The sequence below is a fragment of the Paenibacillus alkalitolerans genome (assembly GCF_016482785.1).
Classification (GTDB): Bacteria; Bacillota; Bacilli; order Paenibacillales; family YIM-B00363; genus Paenibacillus_AE; species Paenibacillus_AE alkalitolerans.
Genome location: NZ_JAEMXM010000008.1, coordinates 164,810 through 180,219 on the forward strand (window position 1 = coordinate 164,810; position 15,410 = coordinate 180,219).

The window sequence follows — 15,410 nt, forward strand, 5'->3', positions numbered from 1 at the left end:
GAATTTTGTGTGCTTAAACAGCGGCTTATTGTGTTTTTCTATTGGATTGCTCCGACTTAAGTACATGATTTTCCGTTAACTGTTCGCTCCGTACCGACTGATCCCCAATTAATAACAAGATTTTCCGTTAAGGTTCTTGCAGCTCAGCGCTCGCGCACAAACGTGATAAAGTCCACATTTACAGGCTCATATCCCGAACCCCGGAGCGAGGCGTTGATTTGTCCGCGGTGATAGGCTCCATGCAAAAACACGTGGGTCAAAATATCCGTCACGGACGTAGAGAACTGAGCCCCCGCACTGTTTCGGTAGACGACATCTTTCAGCATAGCCCCCTCATCGAGCCGCCCCAATAATCGCTCATATCCTGCCGCATTCTCTTCCGCCAATGCGACGCAAGCCGCAAGATCCATCTCCGGCCACACCGGCAGACCCGAGCTGTCCTCGCCGTTCAACCGGGTGAGCCAGACGCGATCCGCCCCCAATATGTGCGCGAACCAACGAACCGCTTCCGGCGGAGCCGCCTCAGCCGCGCTCAATGTTCGAACAATGCGATCGTCCGCCCATATCATATGGCTCAACATGGATTTCATTTGCGTAATCAATGCAACCTCCACCTTTTCCCACGATTTAATCCATATTGTAACACTATTTTCCTCACACCGGTGATTCACAATTATCTAGAATGCAATCAAAACGCGAATGCACGTTCGGTACTATGAAAAGTTTGAACTTATGCTTTTCCTCCATGACTTCTACAATGAAGCCATAATTACCGAATGGGGGAAGACACATGACCGATCAAAAGATTAGAAAGCATTGGACCTCGCTGCTCGGCATCACTTTTATTTTGTTCGCGTTTGTCACGCTGTTTCAGTACACGTCCGAGCAAGGGTGGCTTACCGATGAAATCAAGATAGGCATTGGCTTGCTTCTCGGGAGCGGTCTCGTCGTAGGAGGATACGCCCTGCTCCAGAAGACCGCATTCGCCGCGTTAAGCGAAATGGTCTCGGGACTCGGATTTGCGGTGTTGTATACGACGTTCTCGTTTGCGGGCATTTATTTTGACTTGTGGAATCCGATGACTGTGTTTCTGTGCATGGTCGGAGTGACGGCGGTCTTAGGGTTGTATTCGTACCGGTTCCATTCGCGTTTGCTTATGAATGTGGGACTCGCCGGCGCGTTGATTTCACCGGTCGTCATGAGACCGGAAACCGATCAAGTATTCACCTTGTTTCTATACCTGTTTGTGATTAATGCGGTATTTTTCGCCCTTAGCATTTATAAACGTTGGCCGGAGCTGCGGTCCGTGGCGTTCGCAGGCACATGGCTGATGTTCGCTGTCTACTATTTTCATTTCTCGCCGGACCTGGACGAGATTTGGCATGTGCCGTTCCGTTACGCCGCCGCCGCTTTCCTCTTCTACGTCATCGCATTCTTCGTATCGTCGTGGCGCAACAACCTCAAGTTCGAAGGCTCGAATTTATATCTCGGGATCGCCAACGCCGTGTTATTCGGATTATGGAGCGTCACTATTCTCGAACACTTCGCCGCACCATCGGTGCCGCTGCTCGGTATGGGGGTTATTTATTTAACGCTCGGTTGGGCGGTGTACCGATTGAGCGGCCGCGCCGCAACCGCACCGGTGCTGACAAAGCTGCTGGGTGGCGCGCTGCTTCTGCTTATTGCAGCGGCGCAGTTCGGCGGGTCGCTCGAAGCGAAGCCGTTGATCGACGTCATATTCTGGGAGCTCGTTGCGGTTCTCTTGGTCGCTGCAGGCCAGTGGAAGCGAATCGACATATTGAAAGGATTATCCGTCTTTGTATGGTTGTGCGCGGGTTCATACTGGTTTTTCACCACATGGGAAGCGCCGATCGGAGAATGGTTCGGCACGTTCATTCCGTTCCTGAATTGGGGCGCTGTGGCGTGGATCATTCTTGCGGGAATCGGGTTTTATTATTCGATGCGGGTCCGGTTCTCCAATACGAATGAGCGCGACAACCGGGTATTGGCGGTTTGCTGGTCCATTCTCAGCCACATGGTGGTGGGCGGCCTTCTGACCGTCCAGACGATCAACTTGTTCGAAGCGTACGATTCATTGAATCATGCAGTAAGCTTGAATCTTACGCTTTCCATAGCCTGGGGGATCTACTCGGTGCTCTTGTTTCTGTGGGGAGCATACTCGCGCCAAAACGCGTTCCGGATTTTCGGTTCCGCCGTGCTTGCGGTCGTCGCGGTCAAGGCGCTGTTTTTCGACATGATCGACGAAGACTCGCTGTACCGGATCGTCGTCCTGCTCGTGCTCGGACTGCTGTGCTTCGCCGTTACGTGGATTAATATGAAGTGGAAGCCCGCTCCCAAAGATTAACCAAGTGATTAACCTCGCCGTCAATGGCAATAATAACTAATATTTTAATTCAGCCAGTTCGGACGGGGCGAGGTGTGCATGCTCAATGTGGCGGCGGTTTAAACGGCATACAAATCAAATGCGGGTAAATCCGGTAGAACAGACCGAACAAGAAATACCGGATCAAGCGATGGAGCGGTTGAAAGACGTTAAAGTTACAAGCGACCTGCAAGAAATGTTGGCTACCGCCAATAACCTGTTAGGTGAGAACGACGATTTCGAGGTTCGCGAATTTCATATTTTCGGAAAGTTTCCGGCCGCAATGCTTTATATAACGGATTTGGTCAATCAGACGATGGTTAATACGGAAGTGTTGAAATCATTCATGTATTTGCCCCGTCAATTGGAAGACAAGCATATAGAATTATCCCAATTAAAAGACATAATACTGCAAGACGCGCTTTACCACAGCAAAGGGAAAGCGAAGGACCGGCTGAATGAAGCGATCGAAGCCGTATTGCGCGGAAAAACCGTCGTATTCGTCGACGGTCTGGATCAAGCGTTTGTAGTAGAAACCCGGAAAGTGGAAAAGCGAGCCATCGATCAGCCTGCTACGGAGCAAGTGATTCGAGGGCCACGCGAAGGGTTTATCGAACAACTCCAGACGAACTTGGGTTTGCTGCGGTATCGCCTGCCTTCGACGGATTTCAGGGTGAAGACGATGAAGATCGGCCGCATCACAAAATCAAAAGTGGCGGTTTGCTATATTAAGGGGATCGTGAACGACGCATTAGTGGAGGAAGTACAGCGGCGTCTGTCCGCCATTGATATTGACGGAGTTTTGGATGTCGGGCAGCTTGAACAATTTATAGAGGATAATCATATAACGCCGTTTCCGCAGGTGCAAAATACCGAGCGGCCAGACAAAGCGGTCGCAAATATGCTTGAGGGCAGGGTGGCCATTCTCGTTGACGGCTCTCCGTTCGCCTTAATCGTTCCGACCGTATTCAACCAGTTCTATCAAGTGACGGAGGACTATACGGAACGGTTTTTGCTTGTCAGCTTCATACGTTTAGCCCGACTTATCGCCTTGGTTTTCTCCTTGATCACTCCGTCGCTTTATGTGGCGGTCATCTCCTTCAATCCGGAGCTGATCCCGACGGAATTCGCGGTAGCCGTAGCCGGCGGCAGAGCAGGCGTACCCTTCCCGTCCGTGGTCGAGGTGTTCGTCATGGAGGTGTCGATGGAAGTTCTTAGGGAAGCGACCGTCCGGTTGCCGCAGCAAGTCGGGGGCGCGCTGTCGATCGTCGGCGTGCTTGTAATCGGACAAGCCGCGGTGTCCGCGGGCTTCGTCAATCCGATCACAGTGGTCGTCATTGCGCTCACGACGATCGGCTCGTTCGCAACGCCGGCGTATAATGCTGCCCTTGCTCTGCGATTATTGCGCTTCCCGCTCGTTATTCTTGCCGGTATGTTCGGGCTCTACGGCGTGATGGTCGGTCTGATCCTTATCGCGAACCATCTGCTGTCGCTAAGATCGTTCGGCGTGCCTTATATCACACCGCTTGTTCCGGGCAACTTCCAGGGCATGAAGGATACCGTAATACGCGCGCCGCTATGGTGGATGAAGAAGAGGCCGTCGTTCCTCCATACGCCCAACCGTACCCGTCTTAGCGAAAGCACTGTCGAACATATTAAACAACCGCCTGTAAATACGTTAGACCCGTTAAAAGTCGGCAATGAAAAATGGGGTGAATCCGATGGAGTATCCTCGACAGATCACAGCGATTCAAGCGGCAGCCGTACTGATTAGCACCATTATTGGGGTAGGGGTGCTTCCTCTGCCGCTTTTCGCCGTTCAAGCCGCCGATACGGGGGCGCCTCTTGTCACATCGTTAGCCATTGTGGTTGCGTTAATCGGTTTGTGGCTCATCACGAAGCTCGGCATGTACTTCCCGAGCAAGTCCATTATTTTGTACAGTGAAGATTTACTAGGCAGATGGATCGCCGCAGTCGGCAGTCTGTTCATAATCGCCTTCTTCGCCATACTGACTTCTCTTGCGGCGCGGGAATTCGGGGAAGTAGTCATCACATCGGTCTTGAAGCAGACGCCCCTGGAGATTACCGTCATCGTCATGCTGCTGTTGGCCGTCTTCTCGGCGCGCAACGACATTACGACATTTGCGTATATTCACCATTTTTACTTACCCATTCTCGTCTTTCCCGTCTTGTTGATCGTCGCTTTGTCTTTGAAAAACGCGGACTGGATCCACCTGCAGCCGATCATGGGCAACGAGCCGGGCGGAATGATGGGGGGAATACTGACGGTTGCCGCCTTGTTTCAAGGATCGTTCGTGTTCACCATCGTCATTCCCGCCATGCGCAGACCGGAGAGGGCGATGAAAGCGGCCGTATGCGGACTCATCATTGCCGGAGGGATTTATCTTTCAATTGTGATCGCGGTAGTCGGAGTGTTCGGTTCCGAGGAGACGAAACGTCTGCTATGGCCGACGCTTGAGCTTGCGAAGACGACCACTCTGCCTGCGAATATTTTGGAACGGCTGGATGCGGCATTCCTTGGCGTGTGGGTGACGGCCGTATTTACGACTTTGTTTTCCAGCTACTATTTAACGATCCATGCCATCAGCAAGCTGTTTCGGCAGCGTGACCACAAGATGTTTTCCATGTTCATGCTTCCATTCGTGTTTATCATGGCGATGCTGCCGCAAAACATACTGCAGATGTATGAAATTGTTGAGGTCGTGGGCCGTATCGGTCTGTTGATAACTATTGCGTATCCTTTCATTCTCTTTGTCATCGCCGCCATCCGCAGAAAGAGGGAGGGTCATCGTGCGCAGAGGCAAACGGATCAATCGGGTTAATTTGCTTATCGTTGCGGTTCTCGCCGTTTCTCAACTTACTGGATGTTGGGACCGCCAAGAAATCGAAGAACGGGCGGTCATTCTCGGAATCGGCGTTGATGTCGCCCGCCCGGGAGCCGAAGAAAAGGAGGAGGAAATAACCTTCAAGAGAGGTGCGCTTCCGCCGCCCGATACGGACATGGTACGTCTTACAGCACAAATCGCCGTACCGGGGCGCATTCCGCTCGGACCCGGCCAAGGCGGCGGAGGAGGTGGAGGGGGCGGAGGGCAGCAATCGATCTGGGTAGTCGAAGCTGCGGGGCATACGATGGAGGATGCAATCAATATAATGCAGCAAAAAGTTGCCGCGAGATTGTTTTTCGGCCATTTGCGAATTATCGTCGTGTCCGAGGCCGTCGCAAAAGAAGGATTGGGGAACTTGAACGACTATTTCCGCCGCAATCCCGAAGTGAGAAGAATGAATTGGATGTTTATTTCCAAAGGCAAGGCGAGGGAGGTAATGCTTGCCTCCCCTCAATTGGAGAGGGTCCCTACGCTTTATTTGTTGACCTCGATGGATCAGTCGGTGAAGATGGGAAGGTTTCCGGACGATTTTCTCGGCTTATTCTGGAGCTCATCCTCGGCTAAAGGGCAGGAAGGATTTTTGCCATACATCGAACTGAAGGGTCAAGACACCGTGCAAATCAGCGGTTTAGCGTTGTTCCGGGGCGAAAAAATGGTGGGCACTACGGATCCGATCGATATTCCTCTTTACATGGGCATTACAGGCAAGAGACCGGCCGGGGGTCAGACGTATGTGAAGGTTCCCGGAACGGAGAACGATTTTGTCGTGTTCGGAGGCACAAGCAGGGATTCGGCGATAAAAGTGAAAATTAAGAACGGAACCCCTCATGTAGAGGTAAACATATCCGTCGAGGGCAACTTGCTCGAAAAATCCAACGACCGGTTCATACTTGACAGCGCGACGGTTTTGAAAATACAAGAAGAGCTGCGAAAGGGTGCGAGAAAAGGATATATTGATTTGATTCGAAAAACCCAAGAGAAAGGCTCGGATATTTTCGGGTTTGGAGAGTATGTCCGGGCGAGGGAATCGGGATATTGGAACCAACATATCAAAACAAAAGAAAAATGGCAGGATATGTACAAAGATATACCCGTGGAAGTCAACGTTCAGATGAATGTGCGGCGCGTCGGCATGGAGGCCAGGTAAATGATTAATACTTACATCGGCCATTTCACCTACATCATATTGCTGTTTTTGCTTACCGGAGCGGGAATGCTGGCTTTTGACGTGAAGGACTATGACAAACAAAAGATGCACAAAGAGAAGAAAACGGCCCGTATCTTGGGGTGGTTCAATATAATCCTGGGTGCTATTATGCTGGCGGGCAATTGGATCATTCAAGGAATGATGCAATAGGATACGGTTTAAAAAAAAGCACCCCTTCGATTGCGGATGTTATCGCAGAGCGGTTGCCGACGGCAATCGAAGGGGTATTTTTTGAACGAATTTATAAGTTTTCTGCTACAACATGAAACGAGTCAATTCTATACCAAGAAAAACTTCCTCTACATCGCGGTCGCTCATCCTTGAGTGTACTTCGATAGAAGTTTTTCTTATCTGAGCTTACTTATGCAACAGCACTTTCGCGGCGGAGCGGTCGGACGCCTCTCCGATTACGCGAATCTTCAGTCCGTATTGCGGAATGTTGCGGCCGGCATCAGGCAAATCCGGGTTGAGATAAGATTGGCTGTCATCGAGTATCGGATTCATTGCAGTGCTGTTGTCTTTGATCGTCGCACCGTACAGCGCAGTGTAATCGATATCCATCTTTGCGGTTTTCGCCAAGCCGAACGCGGCATCGTGCAATTGGAAACGGGACGACGCCACAATTCGGTCGCTCCACATAACGCCTTTCTGGTCGGCGTCAACCAAACCCAGGAAGCCTTCTCCAGGATGGATGCCGGTCCAATTATTGTCGTAAGAGTTATCTACATACCAGACAAGAAGACCGGCGTCGTAGGACATTAGGCTTGCGCCGCGGCGAATGTGCGCGAGACCGGCGTCTACGCCCGCATGATTTCTCCATTCAAGCAGGTAGTAGTGCTCGGCGTAAATTGTCCCCTTGTCGACCGTAAAGCCTTCCAAAGCGAATTTCGGAGTTTCTTCGGCGTTGTCGAAGAGCACCGTGCTGCCGTCGGCGGCAATGGAAATATCGTCTACATAGAAACCTGCTTCAGATACTGCAACGTCCGTCCAATAATTGAAGCGCAGCTCGATCGATTTGCCGGCGTAAGCGGATAAATCGAATTGAGCGTCGACCCAGCCGTCGGAATGCCCCGTGATGCCGTGACCCGGATTTTGCTGATACGGATCGTCCGTCGTCGTCAAGTTGCCCGGGATCGCCATCCAGCTTCCGCCGGGTTCGCGCACTTGGATCGATGCGTAATCCCAATCCTGCTCGATCTGGTACCACGTCTTGAACGAAAGCGATGCGGACGCCGCAGAAGTCAAATCGAGCGTCGCAACCATCGAATGGTCGACTTCGTCGCCCTTTCCGCTGAAATATTCGAATTGTCCGCTGTAAGGCGTGTTTATTTGCAGTTGTTTCATCGGCAAGTCGATGCGGACCGCGTCGTTGTTTTGCCCTTTCGTTACCGCTTGATCGAGCAACACTTCCACGCCCGACGCCGGAATATCGTCCACATGAATCGCGGTTCCGCTCAGCCAATTTCCGCCGACGTTCGCCTGTAAGAATTCCTTGGACCAAGCGCTGAAGCCGGTCGGTTCCGTTCCCGGGATCGCCCCTGCCCAGGAGCCGCTTGACATAATGGACCAGTACTCCACGGCTTCGCCTTGACCGGAGTAAATCGTGTCGTATTCGTCAGGAAGACCGAGATCGTGGCCGAATTCGTGAGCGAATACCCCGGCGGCTCCGTCCGCAGGCTGCATTGTGTAGTCGTAAGCGGCCAATCTTCCGTTCCAATAGCCGACGTCCGCCGACGTTCCCGGCAGCGTAAAGACTCCGCCCAAGTTCCAACGGTGCGACCAGACGGCGTCGCCGCCGAGCGAGCCTCCGCCGGCTTCTTCGCCGACAGAGGAATGAACGATCATCAGATGATCGATCAGGCCGTCCGCTTCGCGGTAATTGCCGTCGCCGTCCAAGTCGTAACGGTCTTCCTTGTCGTACTCATTGAGGTTGAGCGTCGGGTCTTTCGCTGCGGCGAGCAGGGCTTCCCGAACGAGACCGCGGGCATCCTTGTCGTTGCCGTCGGGAGCCGGCACGTTTGCGCCGTATTCGGCCGCAGGCTTGCTGGCCATGTACCATCCCGCCACTTGGCCTTCGATGGAATAGCTGCCCCCCGACTGAGACTCATAGTATTGCTTGACGGACACCAATCGTTCGCCGTTCGGACCGGTGTAACCGTTCGATCCGAACACCATGTCATCATAATGTTGTTTGACGTAATCTTTGTAATACATATCGGTTTCGTCAGGTTGGATGCTATTATGCGGGAAATCCGGATAATCAATGAGGAGGACGAGCACCTTGTCTGTCCGCTTTCCGCCGGTCCATGCTGCTTCCTGCGCCGGATCGACGCCGTTCTTCTTCGTTTGGCCCAGCTTATTGCCGCTGCCGTTGAACAATCCGTCGTTCAGCAAATTTTGTTTCAGCGCCTGTTCCCGTTTCAATTCATGCTTATGAAGCTCGCCCTTCTCTTGTGTCGCGGCTGCCGCGCTCTTCGCCCGAAGGAAGGAGTGAAGAGCCGCTTCCGCCGTTGCGGCTGAGGCGTTGGGGGGAATCGTCCCGTTCTTCTTCAACATCTGAATCAGCTTGTCATCATTCGCCACCCCCATATCAAAAGCGTCTGTGTACGAATGCGGCGACTGCGATTGGGCGCTTCCCTGGAGCGATGCAAGAGCCGGGGAAAAAGATGCGGAACCGATGCTGCCTATTCCTAGCGCCAGAACCATAGTTGCAGAAAGAAGTTTCTTACTTTTCATAAGCCGCCTCCTATGTGAATGTCACTCAAGTAACATATATTTCACAAATATTTGGCATTTCCTTTTCATTTACGACAAGGATTCAAAAATAGGATTATTTTCCCAATGTACAAGCGGTTACTTTTGACCCAGAAAAAAATCCGACACTTATCGTAACGGAGCAAAGTATGAAGCGGCGCCTGTGCGCGAGATTTCGATATTGCTTTGAGTTTGGTAATATAGTGTGTGTATTTTGAAAAAGAAAGGATGGAGATGTTATGCCGACAGGACTCACCGATACCGTAACGTTAAACAACGGCGTCAAGATGCCGTGGCTCGGACTCGGCGTGTGGCGGGTCGAGGAAGGACCGCAGGTCGAGGATTCGGTTTCCGCCGCGATTGCGCACGGATACCGGAGCATCGATACGGCAGCGGTATACGGTAATGAAACGGGCGTAGGCAAAGCGATCCGCGAAAGCCGCGTGAAGCGTGAAGATCTGTTCGTCACAACGAAAGTGTGGAATGCGGATCAAGGCTACGAAAGCACGCTGCGCGCTTACGACGAAAGCTTGAAGCGGCTCGGTCTCGATTACGTCGACCTGTATCTCGTGCATTGGCCGGTGAAAGGCAAATACCGCGACACATGGAAGGCGCTCCGCAAGCTGTACGCGGACGGCCGCGTGCGCGCAGTCGGGGTTAGCAACTTCAACATTCACCATCTGCAAGATATTATGGCTGACGGGGACATCGTGCCGGCCGTTAACCAAGTGGAGTATCATCCGTTGCTGTCGCAGCGCGACTTGCTTGCGTTCTGCAAAGAGAACGGAATTCAGCTTGAGGCTTGGAGCCCGCTTATGCAGGGAAACAACCTCAACGACGAGACGCTTGTCCGACTGGCGGATAAATATGGGAAGACGCCCGCGCAAATCGTGCTCCGTTGGGATTTGCAGAACGGAGTCGTAACGATTCCGAAATCGGTTCGCCCGGAGCGCATCCGGGAAAATGCGGACGTGTTCGATTTCGAATTGTCCCCGGAAGATATGGACCGCATCAATGCAATGAACAAAAATCGCCGTCTCGGCCCGGATCCGGACAATTTCAATTTTTAATACGGACATACTTAGCCATAACCGCATCCCTCAGGGTGCGGTTTTTTAACGCCAGAATTTATAAGTTTCCTGCCACAACATGAAACGAGTAAATTCTATACCAAGAAAAACTTCCTCCAAATCGCGGTCGCTCATCCTTGAATGCACTTCGATAGAAGTTTTTCTTATCGAGTGAAGAGCAATTCCGGCGTTACAGCTTCCGTTAAAGGAAGTAACATCACGGCGCGAAGTGAAACGGGAGTGTTTGTTTCACATTGAAACAGGGTGGTTCGCGGATGAACCACGTTGTGCCGAAGTGAAACAGGAGGCGGTTAAACAGATGTGCTTGTTTCACATTGAAACAGGGTGGTTCGCGGATGAACCACGTTGTGCCGAAGTGAAACAGGAGGCGGTTAAACAGATGTGCTTGTTTCACATTGAAACAGGGTGGTTCGCGGATGAACCACGTTGTGCCGAAGTGAAACAGGAGGCGGTTAAACAGATGTGCTTGTTTCACATTGAAACAGGGTGGTTCGCGGATGAACCACGTTGTGCCGAAGTGAAACAGGAGGCGGTTAAACAGATGTGCTTGTTTCACATTGAAACAGGGTGGTTCGCGGATGAACCACGTTGTGCCGAAGTGAAACAGGAGGCGGTTAAACAGATGTGCTTGTTTCACATTGAAACAGGGTGGTTCGCGGATGAACCACGTTGTGCCGAAGTGAAACAGGAGGCGGTTAAACAGATGTGCTTGTTTCACATTGAAACAGGGTGGTTCGCGGATGAACCACGTTGTGCCGAAGTGAAACAGGAGGCGGTTAAACAGATGTGCTTGTTTCACATTGAAACAGGGTGGTTCGCGGATGAACCACGTTGTGCCGAAGTGAAACAGGAGGCGGTTAAACAGATGTGCTTGTTTCACATTGAAACAGGGTGGTTCGCGGATGAACCACGTTGTGCCGAAGTGAAACAGGAGGCGGTTAAACGGGAGTGCTTGTTTCACATTGAAACAGGGTGGTTCGCGGATGAACCACGTTGTGCCGAAGTGAAACAGGAGGCGGTTAAACGGGAGTGCTTGTTTCACATTGAAACACGGTGGTTCGCGGATGAACCACGTTTTTATTTCATGATGCAACCGACTTTTGGCGCGAAATAAGAAAACCTCACCAGCCGGTGGCAAAACCATACAAGAAGGCATTTAAATAATATCGTATGTTGTATAATATCGTATGTTGATCAGTGGGAGGGATGACAATGGGCGCAGTAGGTTACGGCTTCACTTCTACCGCGGTTATTTTAGTCCTGTACATCTTGTTGGTTATCACGTTGAGAACGTTCTCGGTTGTATGACGGCGGCAGCCGTCCGGTGAGCACGACAAAGAACCATAGGCCTGGCAAGAGCGCCTCTTGGTTCTTTGTTTTTTGCTGTGTTATGTGGTCAGAAGTGTGATTGCAAGCAAGTCGTACAAGACAAGCGGCAATATGACGTTGTAATACGGATTGTAGTACGGATAGAAAAACCGCTGATATCCTGCCGGCTGCCGGATGCCCAGATGGAGGACTCCACCTTCGGCGCCGAGAATGACACCCTCGTAAACATGGCCGTCGATCGTCTGCACCCGGACATGTTTGTTCCGATGAAGATTTCCGAGACCGTGGACTTTGTCCCTTATCGACCTGAGTGATTGCACCATATCGGGATCGGCTTGGTAAATGACGTTCTGCTGTGCAATGGTTTGATACATATAAACGAATACCCCCAAGATAATATTGTTGCCATTGCCAGCATATGCATAAGCCCAGCCGATGGTGCTTGTATACTCAAAGGGTGCCTGCGTCGGGATGAAATCCGGCTTGGCTTAAGAAGAGACGATCCGGGGGAAAATGTTCGCCGAGCTTCGTCCACACCTCTTTATATTTGCCGCTTTCGTACCATTCCGAGAGGCCGAGAGAATCGTGGATGCGCTTGATTCCGAGCGCCTCCGTGCGTTTGCCGCCGGCGCCGTCTCCGAGCGCGAAGGTGTCGAGGGTGACGCGCTCCGTCACCCCTGCAAGCGCGGCGGCGAAATGCGCCGAGCAAGGAAGCAGCGGCGCGACGGCCGCCTGCGTGGGTACGCCCGCCTCGGCGAGGCGGCGCAATGCATTGAGCCGCGCGGGAATCGGGGGCGCGGCCGGGGCGAACTCCTTGCGTACATCCTCGCGATCGGTTTCGACGGTGACGCTGACGCGGATGCGCCCCTTCGGGAAGCTGAGGAACAGATCCGCGTCGCGCGTCACAAGCGGGCTGCGCGTTTGCACGAACAGGAACGCGGGAGGGTCCTCCGCCATGATCGTCAGCAGCGTGCGGGTCAGCTTCAGCCGGTATTCCGCCGGCTGATAAGGGTCGGTGGCGCTCGACATGAACACCGCCACCGGCCCTTTGCGCTTGGCGCGGCTCAGCTCGCGGCGGAAAGCGTCCGGGTCGAACCGCTTCGCGTCGACCCACTCGCCCCACGGATCGCCTCGGAACAGTGCGACCGGCATGCGCCGCACGTAGCAGTACGTGCAGGCGAAAGCACATCCGCCGTACGGGTTCAGCGTATGTGTATACCCCGACAGAAATCCCCCCGTCGGGGTAAGCATCGTCTTCGGTTGTTTCTCCGTCACCCTCGGTTTCATCATAACGCTCCCCAGTGCGAAATTAGAGGAAGTACAGGGCTCTATTTCACGAGTTTCTCAGACGATGTCGGAAAATAGAGGAACTACTGTCCTCTATTCTGACTAAAAAGTACGTCCAAATACATAATAACTTCGGAATAAGGGACTGTACTTCCTTTATTTCCGCTGGAGCCCCTCAAATCAACATGATAAAGGACTGTACTTCCGTTATTTTACCTCAAAAAAGCCCGCCCGACCGTAACGGTCGAACAGGCTCATACTGCTGCGGAGAATCATTTACTTCTGTAACGCCGCGTTCAACATCATCGCGAACTCGAGGCGCGTTACCGCTTCCTTCGAGCCGGAGTCCACGGGTGCTATGCCGAATGCCCTTTCGAACACAAGGCCGGCTTGGCGCTTGGTAAGCGTCGCTTCCGGTCCGAACGTGCCGTCCGGCATTCCCTTGAAGATGCCGGCGTCCTTCACGGCCAACAGCTCCTTCGCGGAAGGATGATCCGCGGCAATATCGGCAAACGCCGCGCCGGCTTCCGGAAGCTTCAATTTCATTGCGCGGCTTACCCATAACGCAGCATCCAGGCGCGTAATCGGGTCGGACGGACGGAACTCATCCCCTGTGAATTCCGGGAACACGTTAAGTCCCGCCAACGCTTGAACATCGTCAAATCCTTCGTCATCCGCAGGCAAGTCGGACACATGACGAGTAATGCGTCCTTCGACTTTCGGGTTAACCGTGCCGGACTTGTCGAGATATTCGGTAAAGACATCGTAATCGACAAAGAACAATTCGGTCATGCGACCTTCGTCTTTCGCTTTCTTGAACGTTTGATAGTCGTCGCCGCCGTCCGCCACATAGGCGTTGGTAGCTACAATGTATGTTCCTTTAGGATCGATAGGGGCATATGAACCGTCGGCTTCTTTCACCATTGCGTCCATGACGCGGGAGCCCGCCGGCTTCGCCATGCTGTACGTATATTTCATGCCTGCGACGTGCGGGAACCTGCCGGCGTTTTCCTCCACTTTCGACACGCCGTTCTCAAGCGCCGCAACGATTTCTTCGCCGGTCAGCTCAAGCGTTACCAGCGTGTTTCCGAACGGCAGTACTGTCAACACTTCGCCGAGCGATATGTCGCCCGCATCGATCGAAGCTCGAATGCCGCCGCCGTTCTGGATAGCGATCGTCGCTTTCGTAGATTCCTGGGCTTTGGCGAGCATGCCGTCAACGATCAGGTTGCCGAGATTCGACTCGCCCCGGCGGATAACCGTACGGTCGCCCTCCAGCGCAACATCGGTTTTGCCCACAATTTTCGACTTCATCTCGTCGATCGGCTTCTGCAGCTCGGCCAACCGCGCTGCAAACTCTTCATCCGATGCGATTACAAATTCTTTCTTGTCGTTTTGCGCGTCTACATCAACCAATTGGTGTTCGAACCCCGTAACTTTCCCGTCTGCGTCAAAGCTTACATCTAGACGGCCGATATATTTACCGTACTCGTTCGCTTGAACGATCAGCGTAGGTTCATCGTCGGAACCCGCCTTCACGGGATCGTCCAACCGCGTATGCGAATGGCCGCCGACGATCACGTCGATGCCGTCGACCTCCTCCGCGAGCGCTTTGTCATAAGTGAAACCGAGGTGGGTCAACGCGATAATTTTGTCATACCCCTTCGCCTTCAAGTCCGTAACAACCGCTTTAGCCGTCTCGATTTCATCTTTGAAAACCACATTCTCGCCCGGGTTGGCAAGGAACGCGGTCTCGGGCGTCGTCAAGCCGAACACGGCGATTTTTTCGCCGCCGACTTCCAGTACGGTCGCCGGGTAAATCGAACCGCCCGCCGCGGAAGCGCTCACTTCATTTTTATAAAGCGGGTTTAGCTCCGGTTCTTTGCTGTAGTCGATATTGGCGCTAACGATCGGAAACTCCGCCTTCTTTACAAATTCCGCGAACGGCTTCGGGCCTTTGTCGAATTCATGGTTGCCGGGCACCATGGCGTCGTATCCCATTTTGTTCATGAATTCGAGGTCTGCTTGTCCCAGATACTGGTTAAAAAACAGTGTGCCGGAAAACACGTCCCCCGCATCGAGCAAAATCGAGTTTTCCGCTTCTTCGCGAATTTGCCGCACAACCGTCGCGCGGCGGGCGACATTCTCCAGATGAGCGTGCGTATCGTTGGTGAATATGACCGTAACTTCGAATTCGCCAGCCGCTCTAGCGTTCGGCTGTGAGAGCATGCTTAATAGAGTTGCGATTAGCAGCATTGCAACAAGCATGCGGCGAACTCTTTTCCCCGAGTATTGATACATCGTTTTCCCATCCTCCCAATTATTTCTTACGTTTTTAGTATAGCGCTAGATTGTAAACAAGGGTTAAGCGAATTGTAAATTTTGAGTAAAAAGCACCAAGGAGGAAATTTACGCATTGACAATCATTATCAGCTTATCTATACTCAGTACTA

General features: G+C 52.5%; 13 protein-coding genes. 8 read left to right on the forward strand and 5 right to left on the reverse strand.

Annotation, left to right across the window (positions count from 1 at the left end; all coding sequences use genetic code 11):
- Positions 1 to 143 precede the first annotated feature (143 nt).
- On the reverse strand, positions 144 to 602 hold the full coding sequence (locus JET16_RS15000; protein ID WP_233531615.1) for a DinB family protein: 459 nt from the start codon (positions 600 to 602) through the stop codon (positions 144 to 146).
- A gap of 188 nt (positions 603 to 790) precedes the next feature.
- Between JET16_RS15000 and JET16_RS15005 the strand changes: the two genes are divergently transcribed.
- The 5 genes from JET16_RS15005 to JET16_RS15025 all read left to right on the forward strand — a co-directional run bounded on the left by JET16_RS15005 (position 791) and on the right by JET16_RS15025 (position 6,646).
- Positions 791 to 2,365, forward strand: coding sequence for a DUF2339 domain-containing protein (locus JET16_RS15005; RefSeq protein WP_199617119.1), 1,575 nt, complete (start codon positions 791 to 793; stop codon positions 2,363 to 2,365).
- An 85-nt stretch (positions 2,366 to 2,450) separates the two neighbouring features.
- The gene (locus JET16_RS15010) at positions 2,451 to 4,157 is read left to right on the forward strand and encodes a spore germination protein (protein WP_407673149.1); all 1,707 of its coding nucleotides are present in this window, start codon (positions 2,451 to 2,453) and stop codon (positions 4,155 to 4,157) included.
- Positions 4,105 to 5,226: a GerAB/ArcD/ProY family transporter gene (locus JET16_RS15015; protein WP_199617121.1), complete on the forward strand. Its 1,122-nt coding sequence runs from the start codon at positions 4,105 to 4,107 to the stop codon at positions 5,224 to 5,226. Before JET16_RS15010 ends, JET16_RS15015 begins: the two co-directional genes overlap by 53 nt.
- Positions 5,195 to 6,436 (forward strand): Ger(x)C family spore germination protein, encoded by a 1,242-nt coding sequence (locus tag JET16_RS15020; RefSeq protein WP_199617123.1) that lies wholly within the window; start codon positions 5,195 to 5,197, stop codon positions 6,434 to 6,436. Before JET16_RS15015 ends, JET16_RS15020 begins: the two co-directional genes overlap by 32 nt.
- Complete coding sequence (locus JET16_RS15025; RefSeq protein ID WP_199617125.1) at positions 6,437 to 6,646, forward strand: CLC_0170 family protein; 210 nt, start codon at positions 6,437 to 6,439, stop codon at positions 6,644 to 6,646. It begins immediately after the preceding gene.
- Between the two features lie 207 nt (positions 6,647 to 6,853).
- Here JET16_RS15025 and JET16_RS15030 read toward each other — a convergent pair whose 3' ends face one another.
- Positions 6,854 to 9,232 carry an immune inhibitor A domain-containing protein gene (locus JET16_RS15030; RefSeq protein WP_199617128.1) on the reverse strand — a complete coding sequence of 793 codons (2,379 nt, stop codon included), beginning with the start codon at positions 9,230 to 9,232 and terminating at the stop codon, positions 6,854 to 6,856.
- A 257-nt stretch (positions 9,233 to 9,489) separates the two neighbouring features.
- Here JET16_RS15030 and JET16_RS15035 point away from each other — a divergent pair, with 257 nt between their 5' ends.
- The 3 genes from JET16_RS15035 to JET16_RS15045 all read left to right on the forward strand — a co-directional run bounded on the left by JET16_RS15035 (position 9,490) and on the right by JET16_RS15045 (position 11,649).
- On the forward strand, positions 9,490 to 10,320 hold the full coding sequence (locus JET16_RS15035; protein WP_199617129.1) for an aldo/keto reductase: 831 nt from the start codon (positions 9,490 to 9,492) through the stop codon (positions 10,318 to 10,320).
- Positions 10,321 to 10,564: 244 nt separating this feature from the next.
- Positions 10,565 to 11,455, forward strand: coding sequence for a hypothetical protein (locus JET16_RS15040; protein WP_199617131.1), 891 nt, complete (start codon positions 10,565 to 10,567; stop codon positions 11,453 to 11,455).
- A 98-nt stretch (positions 11,456 to 11,553) separates the two neighbouring features.
- Positions 11,554 to 11,649, forward strand: coding sequence for a YjcZ family sporulation protein (locus JET16_RS15045; protein ID WP_407673150.1), 96 nt, complete (start codon positions 11,554 to 11,556; stop codon positions 11,647 to 11,649).
- A gap of 80 nt (positions 11,650 to 11,729) precedes the next feature.
- On the opposite strand, the gene JET16_RS15050 is transcribed toward JET16_RS15045, so the two are convergent.
- The 3 genes from JET16_RS15050 to JET16_RS15060 all read right to left on the reverse strand — a co-directional run bounded on the left by JET16_RS15050 (position 11,730) and on the right by JET16_RS15060 (position 15,258).
- A complete protein-coding gene (locus JET16_RS15050; protein WP_199617135.1) occupies positions 11,730 to 12,044 on the reverse strand; it encodes an acetyl-CoA acetyltransferase in 315 nt (104 codons plus the stop codon).
- A gap of 76 nt (positions 12,045 to 12,120) precedes the next feature.
- Entirely contained in the window at positions 12,121 to 12,957 is an 837-nt protein-coding gene (locus tag JET16_RS15055; RefSeq protein ID WP_199617232.1) for an SPL family radical SAM protein, read from the reverse strand.
- Positions 12,958 to 13,233: 276 nt separating this feature from the next.
- Positions 13,234 to 15,258, reverse strand: a complete 2,025-nt coding sequence (locus tag JET16_RS15060) for a 5'-nucleotidase C-terminal domain-containing protein (protein ID WP_199617137.1) — start codon at positions 15,256 to 15,258, stop codon at positions 13,234 to 13,236.
- Positions 15,259 to 15,410: the final 152 nt, after the last annotated feature.

Coding starts and splice junctions, on each gene's coding strand:
- JET16_RS15010 (WP_407673149.1), top strand. CDS start 2,451: ATGTGGCGGCGGTTTAAACGGCATACAAATCAAATGCGGGTAAATCCG.
- JET16_RS15035 (WP_199617129.1), top strand. CDS start 9,490: ATGCCGACAGGACTCACCGATACCGTAACGTTAAACAACGGCGTCAAG.
- JET16_RS15060 (WP_199617137.1), bottom strand. CDS start 15,258: ATGTATCAATACTCGGGGAAAAGAGTTCGCCGCATGCTTGTTGCAATG.
- JET16_RS15055 (WP_199617232.1), bottom strand. CDS start 12,957: ATGAAACCGAGGGTGACGGAGAAACAACCGAAGACGATGCTTACCCCG.
- JET16_RS15015 (WP_199617121.1), top strand. CDS start 4,105: ATGGAGTATCCTCGACAGATCACAGCGATTCAAGCGGCAGCCGTACTG.
- JET16_RS15005 (WP_199617119.1), top strand. CDS start 791: ATGACCGATCAAAAGATTAGAAAGCATTGGACCTCGCTGCTCGGCATC.
- JET16_RS15045 (WP_407673150.1), top strand. CDS start 11,554: ATGGGCGCAGTAGGTTACGGCTTCACTTCTACCGCGGTTATTTTAGTC.
- JET16_RS15030 (WP_199617128.1), bottom strand. CDS start 9,232: ATGAAAAGTAAGAAACTTCTTTCTGCAACTATGGTTCTGGCGCTAGGA.
- JET16_RS15025 (WP_199617125.1), top strand. CDS start 6,437: ATGATTAATACTTACATCGGCCATTTCACCTACATCATATTGCTGTTT.
- JET16_RS15050 (WP_199617135.1), bottom strand. CDS start 12,044: ATGTATCAAACCATTGCACAGCAGAACGTCATTTACCAAGCCGATCCC.